Source organism: Rosettibacter firmus (assembly GCF_036860695.1).
GTDB classification, from domain to species: domain Bacteria; phylum Bacteroidota; class Ignavibacteria; order Ignavibacteriales; family Melioribacteraceae; genus Rosettibacter; species Rosettibacter firmus.
This window is the reverse complement of sequence record NZ_JAYKGJ010000001.1, coordinates 1,324,753-1,341,687: the sequence shown is the minus strand read 5'-3', so window position 1 is coordinate 1,341,687 and position 16,935 is coordinate 1,324,753. Positions and strand designations below refer to the sequence as shown.

General features: G+C 30.7%; 15 protein-coding genes. 12 read left to right on the top strand and 3 right to left on the bottom strand.

Going from position 1 to position 16,935, the window contains the following annotated elements:
* Positions 1–57 precede the first annotated feature (57 nt).
* The 9 genes from VJY38_RS05715 (at position 58) to VJY38_RS05675 (ending at position 8,288) form a co-directional block, all read left to right on the top strand.
* On the top strand, positions 58–486 hold the full coding sequence (locus VJY38_RS05715) for a CBS domain-containing protein (protein ID WP_353679711.1): 429 nt from the start codon (positions 58–60) through the stop codon (positions 484–486).
* Between the two features lies 1 nt (position 487).
* Positions 488–973: a DUF2721 domain-containing protein gene (locus tag VJY38_RS05710; RefSeq protein WP_353679710.1), complete on the top strand. Its 486-nt coding sequence runs from the start codon at positions 488–490 to the stop codon at positions 971–973.
* Positions 966–1,565: a leucyl/phenylalanyl-tRNA--protein transferase gene (gene aat, locus VJY38_RS05705; protein ID WP_353679709.1), complete on the top strand. Its 600-nt coding sequence runs from the start codon at positions 966–968 to the stop codon at positions 1,563–1,565. The genes VJY38_RS05710 and aat overlap by 8 nt, the downstream gene beginning before the upstream one ends.
* Before the next feature lie 179 nt (positions 1,566–1,744).
* Positions 1,745–3,817 (top strand): peptidylprolyl isomerase, encoded by a 2,073-nt coding sequence (locus VJY38_RS05700; RefSeq protein ID WP_353679708.1) that lies wholly within the window; start codon positions 1,745–1,747, stop codon positions 3,815–3,817.
* A gap of 112 nt (positions 3,818–3,929) precedes the next feature.
* Positions 3,930–4,625: a hypothetical protein gene (locus VJY38_RS05695; RefSeq protein WP_353679707.1), complete on the top strand. Its 696-nt coding sequence runs from the start codon at positions 3,930–3,932 to the stop codon at positions 4,623–4,625.
* 73 nt (positions 4,626–4,698) lie between these two features.
* Positions 4,699–5,241, top strand: coding sequence for a shikimate kinase (locus tag VJY38_RS05690; protein WP_353679706.1), 543 nt, complete (start codon positions 4,699–4,701; stop codon positions 5,239–5,241).
* On the top strand, positions 5,228–6,322 hold the full coding sequence (gene aroB, locus VJY38_RS05685) for a 3-dehydroquinate synthase (protein WP_353679705.1): 1,095 nt from the start codon (positions 5,228–5,230) through the stop codon (positions 6,320–6,322). The genes VJY38_RS05690 and aroB overlap by 14 nt, the downstream gene beginning before the upstream one ends.
* Positions 6,322–7,725 (top strand): glycoside hydrolase family 10-like protein, encoded by a 1,404-nt coding sequence (locus VJY38_RS05680; RefSeq protein WP_353679704.1) that lies wholly within the window; start codon positions 6,322–6,324, stop codon positions 7,723–7,725. The genes aroB and VJY38_RS05680 overlap by 1 nt, the downstream gene beginning before the upstream one ends.
* Positions 7,726–7,742: 17 nt before the next feature.
* Positions 7,743–8,288, top strand: a complete 546-nt coding sequence (locus tag VJY38_RS05675; RefSeq protein ID WP_353679703.1) for a DUF192 domain-containing protein — start codon at positions 7,743–7,745, stop codon at positions 8,286–8,288.
* A gap of 45 nt (positions 8,289–8,333) precedes the next feature.
* Here the strand turns inward: VJY38_RS05675 and VJY38_RS05670 are convergent, their stop codons facing one another.
* Positions 8,334–10,817 (bottom strand): aconitate hydratase, encoded by a 2,484-nt coding sequence (locus VJY38_RS05670; protein WP_353679702.1) that lies wholly within the window; start codon positions 10,815–10,817, stop codon positions 8,334–8,336.
* A gap of 98 nt (positions 10,818–10,915) precedes the next feature.
* Positions 10,916–11,497 carry a D-sedoheptulose-7-phosphate isomerase gene (locus VJY38_RS05665; RefSeq protein WP_353679701.1) on the bottom strand — a complete coding sequence of 194 codons (582 nt, stop codon included), beginning with the start codon at positions 11,495–11,497 and terminating at the stop codon, positions 10,916–10,918.
* Between the two features lie 334 nt (positions 11,498–11,831).
* Here VJY38_RS05665 and VJY38_RS05660 point away from each other — a divergent pair, with 334 nt between their 5' ends.
* From VJY38_RS05660 to pepF, 3 genes are all read left to right on the top strand, one after another.
* Positions 11,832–12,638: a hypothetical protein gene (locus VJY38_RS05660; RefSeq protein WP_353679700.1), complete on the top strand. Its 807-nt coding sequence runs from the start codon at positions 11,832–11,834 to the stop codon at positions 12,636–12,638.
* A 121-nt stretch (positions 12,639–12,759) separates the two neighbouring features.
* Positions 12,760–14,736, top strand: a complete 1,977-nt coding sequence (locus tag VJY38_RS05655; protein ID WP_353679699.1) for an OPT family oligopeptide transporter — start codon at positions 12,760–12,762, stop codon at positions 14,734–14,736.
* A 32-nt stretch (positions 14,737–14,768) separates the two neighbouring features.
* The gene (pepF, locus tag VJY38_RS05650) at positions 14,769–16,643 is read left to right on the top strand and encodes an oligoendopeptidase F (RefSeq protein ID WP_353679698.1); all 1,875 of its coding nucleotides are present in this window, start codon (positions 14,769–14,771) and stop codon (positions 16,641–16,643) included.
* A gap of 107 nt (positions 16,644–16,750) precedes the next feature.
* On the opposite strand, the gene VJY38_RS05645 is transcribed toward pepF, so the two are convergent.
* On the bottom strand, positions 16,751–16,909 hold the full coding sequence (locus tag VJY38_RS05645) for a hypothetical protein (RefSeq protein ID WP_353679697.1): 159 nt from the start codon (positions 16,907–16,909) through the stop codon (positions 16,751–16,753).
* Positions 16,910–16,935: the final 26 nt, after the last annotated feature.

Genomic DNA, 16,935 nt, shown 5'->3' with positions numbered 1-16,935 from the left:
TATTTATATTAGATTAAAATAGACTTTAAGTCTTTGTAGAAAAAATTTGGAGGGGAAATGAAATCAATAAAACAAAAAATTCTTACCAAGAGTATATTAACTGTAAAATCGGGAACCAGTATTTACGATACAGTCCTCTTTATGGCAAAATATAATATTGGTTTGGTTCCTGTTTTAAGCGAAGACGGAAAATTACTCGGCGTATTTTCTGAAAGAGATTTAGTAAGAAGAGTAATTGCAAATAACCTTGATTTAAAGTCGACTACTGTAGATACAGTTATGTCTAAAGATTTAGTTCTTGCAGATATAAATGAAACATACGAAGAATGCTTAAAAAAAATGAAAGATAGAGGTACAAGACATATATTAGTAATTGAAAATGATAAACTTGTTGGAATCTTATCAATTCGTGATCTTTTAGAAATAGATTTAAAGGTACAAAAAGAAACAATCGAAGTTCTTCATAATTATATATATTCAAAATAAGATGGAAAATTTATTCTCAATTAAAGCAGTTAACATAATTCAATTGATGTTAGCACCTGCAGTCATGATAAGTGCCTGCGGTCTTCTTCTTCTGAGTTTGAATAATCGATATTCACTTTTGGCCAATCGAATAAGATTATTGAATGAAGAAAAAAGAAGATTGTTATTAAAAGCTGGCGAAAAAGCTCTTGATACAGAAGAAAATGTGCGTCTTGCAAGTATTGCAAAGCAAATAGAAGCATTGGTTTATCGATTAAAACTTGTTCGGAATGCAGTTTTATATTTAGTGAGTGCTGTTTCTCTGTTTGTGTTGACTTCGATATTACTGGGATTATCTTCAATATTTGTTGTCCAAAAAATGGATACTTTTATTATTGCAACTTTTCTTGTAGGAATGTTGCTCGTTTTTATTGGAGTATTCTTTGCCGGGTTTGAATCTAAAAAAGGTTTTGATATAATAAAGTTCGAAGTAATATCACATGAGTGAAAAGCAAATTATTTCTAAAAAAGATTTTCTCAAACCCGAATATATGATTCAACTTTATGCACAGGGTGCTTTCCCTATGGCAGATGAGAATGGAGTAATTGAATGGTATCTGCCAGAAATTAGAACTATTATTCCACTTGATAACTACAACATACCTCGCTCACTTCGTAAGTTTATGGAAAAATCAAATTTTGAATACAAATACGACGAAAAAATTCTTGAAGTAATTCTAAATTGTGCAAATAGACCTCATACCTGGATTTCTGAAGAATTAATAGAAGCTTATAAAAAATTAATTAAACTCGGTTATGTTCATTCTGTTGAAGTTTATGAAAATAATGAATTGGTTGGAGGACTTTATGGAATTGCATACCGTGGAGCATTTTTTGGCGAATCGATGTTTTCAAAAGTATCGCAGGCTTCAAAATGTGCACTCGTAAAACTTTTAGAAAGATTAAATGAAAAAGGATTTGTATTACTTGATGTTCAATTTCAAACAGAACATTTGAAAATGTTTGGCTCGGTTGAAATCTCTTTTGATGAATATAATGAGTTATTATTTAAAGCTTATACAAAAAAGGTTAGTTTTTAATAATTTCTTAATGCATTTCTAAACAAAACTTATTTTTACCTTCCAGATATTTACATGGATTCTTAATAAAATAAACATTCTTCTTCATTGCTTTTGTTATACAGTGTATCTAAATTAACTTCCTAAAATTTAATGTTTTCTTTAAACGGAGGTTGAATTATATGGCGATGATGGCCCGAATGAGGAGTTTAGCTCCGTGGTTCATTCTTCTTGTGGGTGGTTTATTTGTTCTTTTTATGGTTATATCAGATTCAAGAGTTCTTGAATTTTTAGGTCAAAGATCTCAAAATGTGGGTTCCATTGATGGAGAGGAAATTTCTTACCAGGATTTTTCGAATATGGTTGAACGAGCACGACAGAATCAAGAAAGAATGACTGGACAGCAAATTGACGAAAGCCAGATGGATTTCTTTAGAGATCAGGTATGGGATGCAATCGTCACTCAAAAATTACTTCAGAAAAAAATAAAAGAATTTGGAATTGTTGTTACCGATGACGAAGTTAGAGAAGCTCTCCTTGGACCAAATCCACCAGAAGAATTGAGAAGACAATTTACTGATTCAACTGGATTTTTCAATAGACAACTCTACGAACAGGCTCTTCGAGATCCAAGAAATAAAGAAATTGTTCTTTATTATGAAGATTTAATTAGAGAACAATTACAACAACAAAAACTTCAGGATTATCTTTTTGCTTCAATTGTTATTAGCGACGAAGAAGTTAAAGAGCATTTCATCAGGCAAAATATTAAAATGCGTGCCGATTATGTTCTTGTTAGCACTGGCTCTATACCAGATAACGAAATTAAAGTCACTGAAGAAGAATTAAAAAATTATTATGAAAAACATAAAGAAGATTATAAAGTTGAACCTACCAGAAAACTTAAGTATGTACTTTTCCGCCGTCAGCCATCTAAAAGTGATTCTATAGGAATTAAAAATAATCTTGAAGCTATTGTAGCTAAAATTAAAAGTGATACTGCTTCATTTAAATCTTATGTTCAGATATATTCAGATCAACCTTATAGAAGAGATACAATTTCAATTACAGCACTTCCTGTACAGGTAAGAGATATTTTACTTAAATCAAATAAAGGTGATGTAATTGGACCAATTGCCACTTACGAAGGATATACAATTTATAAGTTGATCGATAGGGTTAAATCTAAAAATGAAGTTGTTCGTGCTTCTCACATTTTGATTCGTTCTACAGGAAATGATAAACAAGATTTAGAAAAAGCAAATCAAATTTATAATGAATTAATTAAAGGAGCCGATTTTGCCACAGTTGCAAAATCAAAATCAAACGATCCTGGTTCTGCAGCAAATGGTGGCGACCTGGGCTGGTTTTCTAAAGGCCAGATGGTTAAAGAATTTGAAGATGCTTGTTTCAAAGGCAAAGTAGGTGTTATTCAAAAACCTGTTAAGACAACTTATGGTTATCATATAATAAAAGTTACTGGTAAATTAAATGAAGATTTTGTTATAGAAAAGATTACTAATAAAATACAAATCTCAGCTTCAACACTCGATAAACTTTATCAAGATGCATCAGATTTTGCTTACGTAGCAAAAGAAAATGGTTTTGAATCTGAAGCTAAAATGATGAAATACGATGTTATTGAAACTCCACCTTTTACAGAAGATGTAGTTGCAATTCCTGGATTGGGAGTAAATAAAGCACTGGTTAAATGGGCATTTGAAAATAGTCTGGGTGATGTAAGCGATGTATTCCGAGTTCCTGCAGGTTATGTTGTAGTTAAAATTTCTGATGCAAAGAAAGCTGGTTTCCAGAAGTTTGAAGAAGTTAAAAACTTTGTAAGAGCAAAAGTTATTCAAGAGAAAAAGATTCAAAAAGCATTGTCGATTGCTAAACAAATTCGTGCTAAACTTGGTGATAATGGAGATAAAAATTTAGCATTAACTGTGTGGAATAAAGCCCGGGTTGATTCTACTTCAGAATTTACTTCTGCAGGTTCTATCCCTAATCTTGGGTTGGAATATGCTTTTGCAGATTACTCGCTTAAAGGAGAATTGAATAAATGGTCACAACCGGTTAAAGGTAACCTGGGTGTTTATTTGATAAATGTAAGATATCGTACTAAGTTCGATCCTAATACTTTTGAATTACAAAAGCTTGGAATTAGAAGAGAACTTGCTCAGTATAAGAAAAATTATTTACTCAATATGTGGCTGCAGGAAATTAAAAAAGAAGCTGATATTGTAGATAATCGGCATCTCTTTTATCGTTAATTATTTTTGTTCGCAGATAAAGAGCCGTGAGTTATAATCACGGCTTTTTTTATTTATACATTGAGTTTCGTTTAAAAAATTTATTTAGTTTTAAACACAATTTTTTTTAAGAATGAATCGTTGTTTTTATTTGATATTTATTTTCTATTCAACTTTTATTTACTCGCAAACTTTTCAGAATTTTAATGTATCAGTAAACTTCAATTATACTAATACTTCTAAGTTTTATTTACAGCCAGACTCACCGGATCCAGTTGTTCGTTCGTCATATAATGAATTAAATGATATAATTAGTCTATCAACCGAACTTAGCATTCAAATGCTCGAAAACTTATATGCTGGTTTCTGGATCGAGTATGTGGAAAAAAATTTGGTTATTAAAAATTATAACCTTGGCCAGATAAGTCTGGATATTAACGATGGATATAAAATTATTCCTTTTGAAATAACACTTTATTATCTGCTCCCATTTTCAACAGAAAAATTTAAATTTTATATGGGTGGTGGTGCAGGATTTTATTTTGGAAAAAGCAACAGAAATTTTGAGAACATTTATGCTGTTAATGATAAAATTAATTTTGATTTTGGCATTCAGGTCTCTTTTACTATGGATTATATAATTAATAGTTTAATTTTTTTACGAACACAAATGAGGTTTCGTGATCCAAACATAGAATTGAAAAGTAAATACTCCGATAACTCATTAATCCATAATGGCAGAAGATACTATATATATCCACAAACTTTTACCACAAAAACCAATGTCGATGGAATAAGTTTTTGCCTTGGAATTGGAATTCATTTCTAATAAAATGTTAATAACAGTAATTCTGATGTTCAATAAGTTTATTTATATTTGTCAATAAACTTTTATAAAAGTTATGCGTATATATCTAACTGGATTTATGGCAAGTGGTAAAAGCACGATAGGACCAATCCTATCTAATGTGCTTGGATTAGATTTTTATGATCTCGATCAGGAAATCGAAGAATTTGAAAAATCTACAATTGTTGAAATATTCGAGAAAAAAGGTGAACCATACTTCCGAAATCTTGAAAGTGAAATACTAAAAAAATTAACTCAAAAGGATAATGTTGTTATTTCACTTGGAGGTGGGACTATTACATTTCCAGATAATTATGAATTAATGAAAAACACAGGAAAAATTATTTATCTTAAAGTATCACCAGAAGAAATTTATAAAAGACTTAAAAATAAAACCGATCGACCATTATTACGTGAGTTTGTCCTTGGCGAAGCTTCAAAAGAAGAATTTATGAAAAGAATTAATGAACTTCTTGAAAAAAGAAAACCTTTCTATGAAAAAGCAGATCTAATTGTTGATACTAGTTCCAATCCTATCGGTGTTACAATTGATACAATCGCAAAAAAAATATTGAGATTATTTAATGAAAAAGATTGATATAAAAATTCCAAATAATTTTTATCAAGTTTATCTTGGTAGCAATATCTTTCATAAACTATCAAACTTAGATGTAATTAAAAGAAATAAAAATATTTTCCTGGTAGTTGATAAAAATCTGTATCTAAATCATAGAGATAAGATTTCTTTATTTTATAATAATATTGGAACGAAAAAATTTCTGTATGTCTTCGAGGCAACAGAAAAAAATAAATCATTTACTGAAATAAAAAATATTATCGCTGCTCTAATTAAAAACAATTTTGGAAGAGATACATTATTAATTTCTATTGGTGGAGGAATAACTGGTGATGTAGCATCCTTTGCTGCATCAATATATTCACGAGGCATAAAATATATTAATGTACCAACAACACTTCTTTCTATGGTTGATAGTTCTGTTGGTGGTAAAACAGGAATTAATTTTGGCAACACAAAAAATATTGTCGGAACTTTTTATCAACCAGATCTGGTGTTTATTGATATAGAATTTCTAAAAACTTTACCACACGAAGAAATTGTTTGTGGTATGGGTGAAATCTTAAAATATGGTCTACTTATTGGAGATAATTTTTTCGAAGAAATCAAAAATAAACGCAATAAAATTCTTGAGTTTAATAGCACTACAATTATTGATGTTATTAAAAATTGTATTCAATTTAAAAGTGATATAGTCAGAAATGATGAAAAAGAAAAAACAGGTTTAAGGAAAGTATTGAATCTTGGTCATACTTTTGCTCATGCAATTGAAGTAGAACAAAAACATCATATAAAACATGGACAGGCTGTAATTGCTGGACTTGCATGTGCACTTCATCTATCAAATAAAATTAATTTACTTAACGATTCAAATCTCGAGAAATATTTACCATTACTAATAAGTTTTGCTGATTCAATTGATATTCAAAAGTATGATACTAAAAAACTTTATGAAATAATGAAACGAGATAAAAAAAATAAAGATGAGAAAATTAAATTCGTACTTCTTAAAAAAGCTGGAGAGTTATTTGTCGATATTGAAACAAAAAAAGAAGATGTTATTTATGCATTAAACAATGGTCTACAATATTATAAAGCTTAATGATGCTGATAAAGAAGATATTTTTATTAACTTCGCTTTTCTTTCTATTCCATTCAATCAACTTTTCTCAAAAAAATCAAGAAATTCGTGCGGTATGGATTGCAACAAATCATAGATTGGATTGGCCACCGCCAACTTTTGATATTGAAGTACAAAAAAAATCTCTCATAGAAATTTTTGATAGCATTAAATCAAAAAATTTGAACACAATCTATTTTCAGGTTAGAAGTAACGGTACTGTTTTATTCAATTCTTCTTTTGAACCGTGTTCATTTTATATTGATGGTAAAGGAAATCTGCCATATGATCCACTACAATTTGCAATTCAAGAAGCACATAAACGTGGCATTGAAATTCATGCATGGTTGAATGTTGTGCAGGTATTTGCAGGTGGCGAACTGGATATTTTAAATAATCCAGATCATATTGTAAAAAGAAAACCTGATTGGATTATTGAATATCAGGAAAATGAAATGAAATCATACTGGTTAAATCCTGCAATTCCAGAAGTTAGAGAATATATTTCTGATTTGATTAAAGAATTAGTAAAAAATTATAATGTTGATGGAATTCATCTTGATTACATTCGTTATCCAGGCAGAAATTTTAATGATGATTCTCTTTTTAATATTTACGGAAAAGGATTATCAAAAGACAATTGGCGAAGAAAAAATATTACAGACTTAATTGAGTTAATAAATAAAAAAATAAAATCTGTAAAACCTTATGTTAAACTTGGAGCTACACCAATTGGAATTTACAAAAATCACTCTGGAATGAGTGGCTGGGAAGGATATAATGATGTTTATCAGGATGCAAGAGAATGGTTAAAAAGAGGATTGCTTGATTATATCGTTCCTCAGGTTTATTGGTCTATTGAAAATAATTTTGAAGTTATAACCAGAGAATGGGTTAATAATTCATTCGGGAAAAATGTTATAATTGGAATCGGAGCTTTTAAGGATGATATCAAAAGTAAAATCGAAAAGATGATTGAATATACCAGAACTATTGGTGCACAGGGCTTTGCAATTTTTAGATATTCGAGTATAAAAGATTATAAGTTTCAAAACTTTTTAGATAATAAAACATCAACAGTAAACAGAAAAGAACAGGATGAAAATGAAATATTTGAACCAGTAAACTTTTCGTTAATGAATAGTAATTTCTTAAAACCTGTTTTGATTAAAAAATCAAAAGATAATTTTGATGTTATAATATTTTCTGAAACAGAAGACGAAGTAATGTTGAAAGGGAGTAATGATACAGATGAAGAGATAATTATTACAACAAAAATAAAGTCTGGTAAGAATTTAATTGAATTAAAATCAGATTTAAGTAGATATAAAGAAATTCTGTTAATCTTTCTTTCATCAAATAAAATGATGAAACTAAAAATGTAATTAATAAAGGGAAAGCTATGGTAAAAAAAAAGAAAAGAAAAAATTTAATTATGCAAGTTACAGTTGGAGTGGTAATACTGCTATTTATAGTGTATTTTGTTTTATCAAATGTCATTATGAATAAAGAAGAGATTAATCCAGAATTAGAAAAAGCAATGAAAGGTAAAGCAGCATATTCATTTACTAAAGAAGGTGAGCTTACATTTATTAAACCTGATGGTGAATTGATTTCACAATTAAATATTGAAATTGCAGATGATGACGAACAGAGAATGACTGGCTTAATGTTTCGCGATAAAATGGAAGAGAATCAAGGGATGTTATTTATTTTTCCTTATGAAGCACAACAATCATTCTGGATGAAAAATACATTTATCCCGCTTGATATGATTTTTGTTAATTCAAAAATGGAAATAGTAAAGATTCACAAAAACACAACTCCATTTTCTGAACAATCATATTCATCTGGTCAACCTGCACAATATGTAGTAGAAGTAAATGCAGGTTACACAGATAAATATGGAATTAAAGAAGGTGATAAAATTGTCTGGAGAAGAGATTAAATAATCCCCTTCGTGTTTTACATTTGCACGAAGGGGATATTTAAATTATTTCTTTTTTGATTTACTGCTTGATTTTACTGCTTTTTTCTTTTGTGTTCTGGTAGCTGTTTTAGGAGCAGCTTTTTTAGCCAATTTTTTTGCTTTTGGTTTTTGAGCTTTTGCCTTTTTTGCAGTAGCTTTTTTCACTTCTTTCTTTTTAGCAGCAGGTTTAGCCTTTTTTAATTGAGCAGCTTTAGGTTTTTTTGCTGCTTGTTTTTTCTTTGCAGCTTTAATTTGACTTTGTGCAATTAAATTGAGTGCACTTCCAGCCTTGAACCATTCTATTTGTGTAGAACTAAAAGAATGATTCAACCAGATTTCATCTTCAGTGCCATCTGAATGTTTTGCAATTAATTTAAGTTGTTTTTCAGGTGCAAAATCTTTTAGTCCAATAATACTTAATCTATCATCTTCACGAATTTTATCGTAATCATCGGGATTAGCAAAAGTGAGTGGAAGCATTCCCTGTTTTTTAAGATTGGTTTCATGAATGCGAGCAAAACTTTTTGCGATTATAGCTTTGCCGCCAAGGTATCTTGGTTCCATTGCAGCATGTTCACGGGATGAACCTTCGCCATAATTTTCGTCGCCAACTACAATCCAGCCGAGTCCCTGAGCTTTATATTCTCTTGCTACTTCATGAACCTGTTTATATTCACCTGTAAAAATATTTTTTGCTTCTCCTGCTTTATCAGTAAAAGCATTGATAGCACCTAGAAACATATTCTTTGAGATATTATCCAGATGACCTCGATATTTTAACCATGCACCAGCAGGAGAAATATGGTCTGTTGTACACTTTCCTTTTACTTTTAATAAAAGTGGTAAATCAATAAAGTCTTTTCCATCCCAGGGCTCAAATCTTTCAAGAAATTGTAATCGCTCGCTATTCGGATCAATTTTTACTTCTGTTTTGTAACCATCTGGTGTTGGTGCAATATATCCTTCTACATCTTTTATAAATCCTTTTTCGGGTAATTCATCTCCATATGGAGGATCAAGTTTTACCTGTTCTCCAGCATCGTTAGTTAAATAATCAGTTTCTGGATTAAAGGATAATCTTCCTGCAATTGCAAGAGCTGTAACTATTTCGGGACTTGCTATAAACGAATAGGTTTCTGGATTATTATCATTTCGTTTAGCAAAATTCCTATTAAATGAATTTATAATTGTATTTTTTTCGCCTGTTTTTATATCCATTCTTTTCCACATTCCAATGCAGGGACCACATGCATTTGCTAAAACTGTTCCACCAAATTCTGTCAAAACCTGAAGTTGACCATCTCTTTCAATAGTTGCACGAACCTGTTCTGAACCCGGTGTGATTGTAAATTGAGTTTTTGCTTTTAAACCTTTAGCTAATGCCTGACGGGCTACATTAGTTGCACGATCAATATCTTCGTAGCTTGAATTAGTACAGCTTCCAATTAATGCAACGCTTATATTATCTGGATAGTTATTTTGAATTACAGCCTCTTTCATTTTTGAAATTGGATGAGCCAGATCTGGTGTAAAAGGTCCATTAATATGAGGTTCAAGTTCATTTAAGTTAATTTCAATTATCTGATCAAAATATTTTTCTGGTTCTGCATAAACTTCGTCATCGGCTTTAAGTTCGTGAGCTAATTTCTCTGCAAGTTCTGCTACGTCAGCACGATCGGTTTTCCTTAAGTAATTTGCCATTCTATCATCAAAAGGAAAGATTGAAGTTGTAGCACCAACTTCTGCACCCATATTACAAATAGTAGCTTTACCCGTACACGAAATTGATTTTGTTCCTTCTCCAAAATATTCGATTATTGCACCGGTTCCACCTTTAACGGTTAGAATTCCTGCTACTTTCAGGATTACATCTTTAGGAGATGTCCAGCCAGAGAGATTTCCAGTAAGTTTAATACCAATTAATTTAGGCCATTTTAATTCCCAGGGCATACCCGCCATAACATCAACAACATCGGCACCCCCGACACCAATAGCGATCATTCCAAGTCCACCAGCATTTGGGGTATGAGAATCTGAGCCTATCATCATTCCTCCCGGGAATGCATAATTTTCTAAAATAACCTGATGAATTATGCCAGCACCGGGTTTCCAGAAACCAACTCCATATTTTTTACAGATGCTCTCAAGGAATTCATAAACTTCTTTGTTTTCTTCGATTGCTCTTTCGAGGTCTTCTTTAGAACCACTTTGAGCAACAATTAAATGGTCTGCATGTGCAGTAGCTGGTACAGCAGAAGTTTTTCTTCCGGCATGCATGAACTGAAGCATAGCCATCTGTGCTGTTGCATCTTGCATAGCTACGCGGTCTGGTGCAAATTCAGCAAAATCTTTCCCGCGGATAAATTCTTTTTTTGCAGGATTCCAGAGATGTGCATAAAGTATTTTCTCGGCATAAGTTAAAGGTCTTCCTACAACTTTACGCGCAGCTTTTACTTTCTTTTCGAATCCTGCATATACTTTCTTTATCATGTCAAAATTTGCTGTCATATTCCCCTCTTTTTATAAAATTCATTGCAAAGATAAAAAATTTTAACTTGTGTTATTTATAGGATTAAATTATTATTTATAAAAATTGTACTGAAATCTTAACCAAATAAATCGAACTCAACAAGCTCACAAATTATATGGGCTACGGTAATATGTCCTTCCTGTATTCTTTGAACATTTGAAGAAGGTATTATAATAGATAAATCAACATAATCTTTTAATTTACCTCCACTACCACCAAGTAATCCAATAATAAACATTTTCTTTTCATGAGCTTTTTCTGCAGCTTTTATAATGTTTGGAGAATTTCCACTTGTTGAAATTGCAATTAGAATATCACCTTCGTTGCCAAGTCCTTCAATACTTCTTGCAAAAACATTTTCGAAACCAAGATCGTTACTCCCAGCTGTTAAATTTGATGTATCGGTAGTAAGTGCTATTGCAGGTAATGCAGGACGATTAATTTTATGACTCAATCTTATCATTAACTCAGTTGCTATATGCTGACAATCTGCAGCACTTCCTCCGTTTCCACATAGCAAAACTTTTTTCCCTTTTCTGTATGCCCCGGAAATTATATCTATAGCTTTTAAAACTTCTTCTTTACAATATTTTTCAATATTCAATTTAGTTTCTGCACTTTCTTTTAATGAATCTGAAAAAAATTTTTCTTTATCCATTATTAATTCCTTTTTATTTATTTTCAAAGATAAGAAAGTTTCATATTATTCGATAAATTAAAAGGTAAATTGTGGCAAAGAAATCAATTAATAAAAGAAAAGAAAATTATCCACTATTCTGTGATTATTCGTGTAAATATGCTTCTTTTGGGAGCCCATCTTCAATAGGTGCTTGCAGAAAGGAGTTGTCTATTTGGTGTAAGCATTTTAAAAAATATAATAACAAAAACAATAAATGCTTTGCACAATTACAAAAGAAATTAAACTTAATTTAAGTGATTGTTCTATATAAAAACATTTCATAAGTTGCTTATAGAATTATTGTAATTATTGTATGACCAAAACAAAAAGTATTCTTTTCTGGTTCTTAGCTTTTTTAATTACGATTTCATCAGCAATCTACCAAAGAGTTACAGGTCCTACTTATCCAGTCAAAGGCAGAGTTAATTTTGATGGTAAATTAATCACCTACAAATTTGAACGCAGTCACTCATCTAATAAAAATTATTTAATAGAAATTAATATTGATAATAATGTTGAAGGAATTTTGTACTGGAAAAGATATAAGTTCGATCAAAATTTTAAAAGCATTTTAATGACTAATAATAATGGTCTAAAAGCAGAATTGCCAAAGCAACCTCCTGCAGGAAAGCTTGAGTATTTTATAGAACTTAAAAAGGATGACAAAAAGATATTTCTTCCAGAAGATAAAACTGTTGTAATAAGATTTAAAGGAGATGTTCCTGATTTTATATTAATTCCTCATATACTTGCAATGTTTTTATCGATGTTATTCTCCACTCGAGCAGCATTCGAATATTTTAGTAAAGAACCTAAATTAAAATTTTATTTTCTCTTAACTATTATTTCACTCTTTATAGGTGGTTTTATTCTTGGACCTATAATGCAATATTATGCTTTTGGAAAATGGTGGACTGGTTTCCCTTTTGGATTTGACTTAACAGATAATAAAACTCTAATTGCTATGATTGGATGGTTATTTGCATTCTACAAAATAAAGAAATCGAGTAATCCAAAAGTTTGGGTTCTTGCTGCAGCAATTCTGATGTTAATTGTTTATTTAATACCTCATAGTCTGCTCGGTTCTGAGTTAGATTATAGCAAGATTGATGTGAAGTAACAATAAAAATAAAATCTTTAAATGCGAGATATTATATTCAAATACAAATTGTTATGAATAATTTCAATTCCTTAATAAGAAAGTTGTTATAAAATTTATTACTTGTCATAGGAGAGAATTTATGAATCAATCGGAAAACAAAACTTCACAGGGACTTCCATCAAATGCTTATACCGAGTTGAAACCTGGCGAAAAATATATTCCAGTAATGTTGCCTACTCAAGAATATCCTGAAGTTACTCCTTATTCTGTTATTACTGGAATAATAATGGCGGTAATCTTCACGGCTGCAGCTGCATATCTTGGATTAAAAATTGGACAGGTATTCGAAGCTGCAATTCCAATAGCAATTTTAGCTGTTGGGTTATCTGCTTCTTTGAAAAAGAAAAGTGCTCTTGGTCAGAATGTAATAATTCAATCAATTGGTGCTACTTCTGGAACGATTGTAGCTGGAGCAATTTTTACAATTCCAGCTCTTTATATACTTGAACTTCAGGCAGATTTTTATAAAATATTTTTTGCTTCACTTCTTGGAGGATTTTTAGGTATACTTTTTTTAATTCCATTTAGAAAATATTTTGTATCCGAAATGCATGGCAAATTTCCTTTCCCCGAAGCCACTGCAACAACCGAAGTTTTAGTTGCTGGCGAAAAGGGTGGTAAACAGGCTTTGGTACTCGTAATTAGTGGATTAATTGGCGGTGTTTATGATTTTGTTGTTGCAACTTTTGGATGGTGGAGTGAATTGTTTACAACTAAAGTGTTCCCATTAGGTCAAACTCTGGCAGAAAAAATAAAACTGGAATTTCGATTAAGTGTTAGCTCAGCTATACTTGGACTTGGTTATATAATTGGATTAAAATACTCTTCAATAATTACTGCTGGTTCGTTTCTTTCATGGTTTGTATTGATTCCTGTTATTGCATATTTTGGAGATTACATCACTACGCCAATAGGAGCTAATGTTACTTTGTTGATTAGAGATATGTCAGCCGAACAAATATTTCGGGCTTATGTTCGTCACATTGGTATTGGTGGAATAGCAATGGCTGGATTTATTGGAATTGTTCGTTCTTCGGGAATTATTAAAAAAGCTTTTAAGCTTGGATTTCAAGAACTATTTGGCAAAAGAATAAATGAAAATAATGAACGTACTCAAAGAGATTTACCAATGAAAATTATTTTTGGTGGTATTTTCATTACTGCTGTTCTAATATTTGTTTTTTTCCTTTTTGGTGTTGTTAATAATTTATTTCAGGCACTTGTTGGTTTATTGATAGTATTAATTATTTCCTTCTTATTCACTACAGTTGCAGCTACAGCAATAGCTATTGTTGGAACAAATCCTGTCTCTGGAATGACATTGATGACTTTAATTCTTTCGTCCGCAGTTTTAGTATCAGTTGGATTAACAGGAACTTCTGGAATGATTTCAGCTTTGATAATCGGTGGTGTTGTTTGTACAGCATTATCTCAAGCTGGAGCTTTTATTACTGATTTGAAAATTGGTTATTGGCTTGGTTCTTCTCCTTATAAACAGGAAAGATGGAAATTTGTAGGAACTATATTTTCTGCTGCTACTGTATCCTGGATTATAATGGTTTTAAATGAAACTTATGGATTTAAAGGTGATAATGCCTTAGTAGCTCCACAGGCAAATGCAATGGCTGCTGTAATTAAACCATTAATGTCAAATCAACCTGCACCATGGATGCTTTATCTTGCAGGAGCTTTCTTTGCTTTGATTTTAACAATTATAAAAGTACCAGCTTTACCTTTTGCACTTGGAATGTATATTCCACTTGAATTAAATACTCCATTATTAGTTGGTGGTTTAATTGCTCACTTTGTTTCGACAAGAAGTAAAGATGAATCGATAAATAATTCGAGAAGAGAAAGGGGAACTTTAATTGCATCTGGATTTATTGCAGGAGGTGCACTCTTTGGCGTTATAAGTGCAATTCTTCGTTATGCTGGCTATAACTGGGTAAATGTTGAATGGCAGGAATCTAACGAAGCAGAATTACTTGCTTTGATTATGTTCACTTTAATTTCTGCATATATGATATGGGATTCTTTCAGAACAAATAAGGAATAATTTTTTTCAAAATTATTATATGGTGAATTCAAATGAAAACAAGTTTATATCTTATAACAATTATGGTGTTTGTTATGTACGAAGTTACCTTTATGCAAAATAAAGAAAGAAAAGATATTCCAGAAAAATATAAGTGGGATAATTCTATTCTTTATAAAAACCTGGACGAATGGAATAACGATAAATTGGAAATTGAAAATCAAATAGAAAAAATTAAATCTTATCAAAATAGATTAAGTGAAAATGCAGAAACATTTTATAATGCATTAAGACTTTATTTTGATACTCTAAAAAAATACTATAAACTATCAGACTATGCATTTAGACTTGCAGATGAAGATTTAAGAATAAGCGCTAATCAATCCTTAAATCAACAAGCGACAACACTTGGTACAAAACTCAACGAAGCTGCTTCTTACATAAATCCTGAAATATTAAGTATTGATCCAGAAAGAATTAAAAAATTCTTTGAAGAGAAAAAAGAACTTGATGAATTTAAATTCTATGTTAATGACATTTTGCGTTTGAAAGAACATACATTATCACAACGAGAAGAAGAAATACTTGCAAGTGCTGGATTAATTACTTCTACACCAAGCGAAGTTTATGGAATCTTTGATAATGCAGAAAAACCAAATCCAAAAGTTAAATTATCTACAGGAGAAGAAGTTGAATTAACTTCTGCAGCTTATACAAAATATCGAACAGTTCAAAATCGTGCTGATAGAGAACTTGTAATGAAATCTACTTTTGAAAACTATAAAAGATTTCAAAATACAATTGGTGCAAATTTAGTTGGTAAATTAAGAGCAGATTATTTCTATGCAAAGAATAGAAAATATAAAACCGTTCTCGAAAGTGCATTAAATGTAAATAATATTCCTGTTACAGTTTACGAGAATTTAATAGAACAGATTAATAAAAACCTTTCAACATTACACCGATTTCTGAAACTTAAAACAAAAATGCTTGGAGTAGATCAACTTCATTACTACGATCTTTATACTCCATTAGTAAAATCAGTTGAATTTAAGTTCACAATTGAAGAAGGTCAAAAATTTTTACTTGAAGCATTTAAGCCTATGGGCGAAGAATATGTAAACACAGTCAAAAAAGCTTTTGAAGAACGATGGATTGATTATATTCCAACTGCAGGAAAAAGAAGTGGTGCATATTCTTCTGGAGCTGCTTATGATTATCATCCATTTATTTTGATGAACTGGACAGATGATTATGAATCTGTTTCAACACTTGCTCACGAACTTGGTCACACAATGCATAGCTATTTTTCAAATAAACATCAACCTTTTGTTAATTCACAATATTCTATATTTGTTGCAGAAATTGCTTCTACAATTAACGAAAATTTACTTAATAATTATATGGTTAATAATGTAAAATCAGACGAAGAAAAATTGTATTTACTGGGATCATATCTCGATTTACTCAGAACAACAATTTTCAGACAAACTTCTTTTGCAGAATTCGAATGGGAAATTCATAAACGGATTGAAAACGGCGAACCACTCACGGGAGAAGACCTGAGTAAAATTTATTATGACATTGTAAAAAAATATTATGGTCACGATAATGGAATTTGTGTCGTCGATGATTATATTGCTTATGAGTGGGCTTACATACCACATTTTGTAAATTATACTTATTATGTTTATCAGTATGCTACTTCACTAATTTATGCCACTGCTTTTGCAGAAAAAATCTTAAAAGAAGGACAACCAGCAGTTGATAAATTTTATTACATATTAAAAGGTGGTAGTTCAGAATATCCAATTGACCTGATTAAAAAAGCTGGTATCGATCCACTTTCTTCTGAAGCATTTGATTTAACGATGTCGAAAATGAATAAAGTTATGGATATGATTGAAGAAATCTTGAATAAAAAATAAAAGTTATTGCTCGATTAAATTTATTTATAATTATTGGAAGATTATGTGCGATAATCTGAAAGTATAAAATTGTGGCTCGGGATTAGCAAATCCTATAATAAAAGTTCTTAATTCAATTTTAATTTTCTTAGTGCTAATCCTATTGCTGTTTCTATGGAGTATTTTTCGTCGAGATATTCAATTACAAGTCGATAAAATTCTTTAATGTACTTCTTGGGAACCAATATTCCATAGAAAGCTAATGCTATTTCTAAAATCTTATTCATTAGAAAAGGCTCCTTTTCTATTTTTA

Coding starts and splice junctions, on each gene's coding strand:
- VJY38_RS05675 (WP_353679703.1), top strand. CDS start 7,743: ATGGTAAAAAAAAAGAAAAGAAAAAATTTAATTATGCAAGTTACAGTT.
- VJY38_RS05645 (WP_353679697.1), bottom strand. CDS start 16,909: ATGAATAAGATTTTAGAAATAGCATTAGCTTTCTATGGAATATTGGTT.
- VJY38_RS05670 (WP_353679702.1), bottom strand. CDS start 10,817: ATGACAGCAAATTTTGACATGATAAAGAAAGTATATGCAGGATTCGAA.
- VJY38_RS05715 (WP_353679711.1), top strand. CDS start 58: ATGAAATCAATAAAACAAAAAATTCTTACCAAGAGTATATTAACTGTA.
- VJY38_RS05660 (WP_353679700.1), top strand. CDS start 11,832: ATGACCAAAACAAAAAGTATTCTTTTCTGGTTCTTAGCTTTTTTAATT.
- VJY38_RS05655 (WP_353679699.1), top strand. CDS start 12,760: ATGAATCAATCGGAAAACAAAACTTCACAGGGACTTCCATCAAATGCT.
- VJY38_RS05665 (WP_353679701.1), bottom strand. CDS start 11,497: ATGGATAAAGAAAAATTTTTTTCAGATTCATTAAAAGAAAGTGCAGAA.
- VJY38_RS05690 (WP_353679706.1), top strand. CDS start 4,699: ATGCGTATATATCTAACTGGATTTATGGCAAGTGGTAAAAGCACGATA.
- VJY38_RS05695 (WP_353679707.1), top strand. CDS start 3,930: ATGAATCGTTGTTTTTATTTGATATTTATTTTCTATTCAACTTTTATT.
- aroB (WP_353679705.1), top strand. CDS start 5,228: ATGAAAAAGATTGATATAAAAATTCCAAATAATTTTTATCAAGTTTAT.
- aat (WP_353679709.1), top strand. CDS start 966: ATGAGTGAAAAGCAAATTATTTCTAAAAAAGATTTTCTCAAACCCGAA.
- pepF (WP_353679698.1), top strand. CDS start 14,769: ATGAAAACAAGTTTATATCTTATAACAATTATGGTGTTTGTTATGTAC.
- VJY38_RS05680 (WP_353679704.1), top strand. CDS start 6,322: ATGATGCTGATAAAGAAGATATTTTTATTAACTTCGCTTTTCTTTCTA.
- VJY38_RS05700 (WP_353679708.1), top strand. CDS start 1,745: ATGAGGAGTTTAGCTCCGTGGTTCATTCTTCTTGTGGGTGGTTTATTT.
- VJY38_RS05710 (WP_353679710.1), top strand. CDS start 488: ATGGAAAATTTATTCTCAATTAAAGCAGTTAACATAATTCAATTGATG.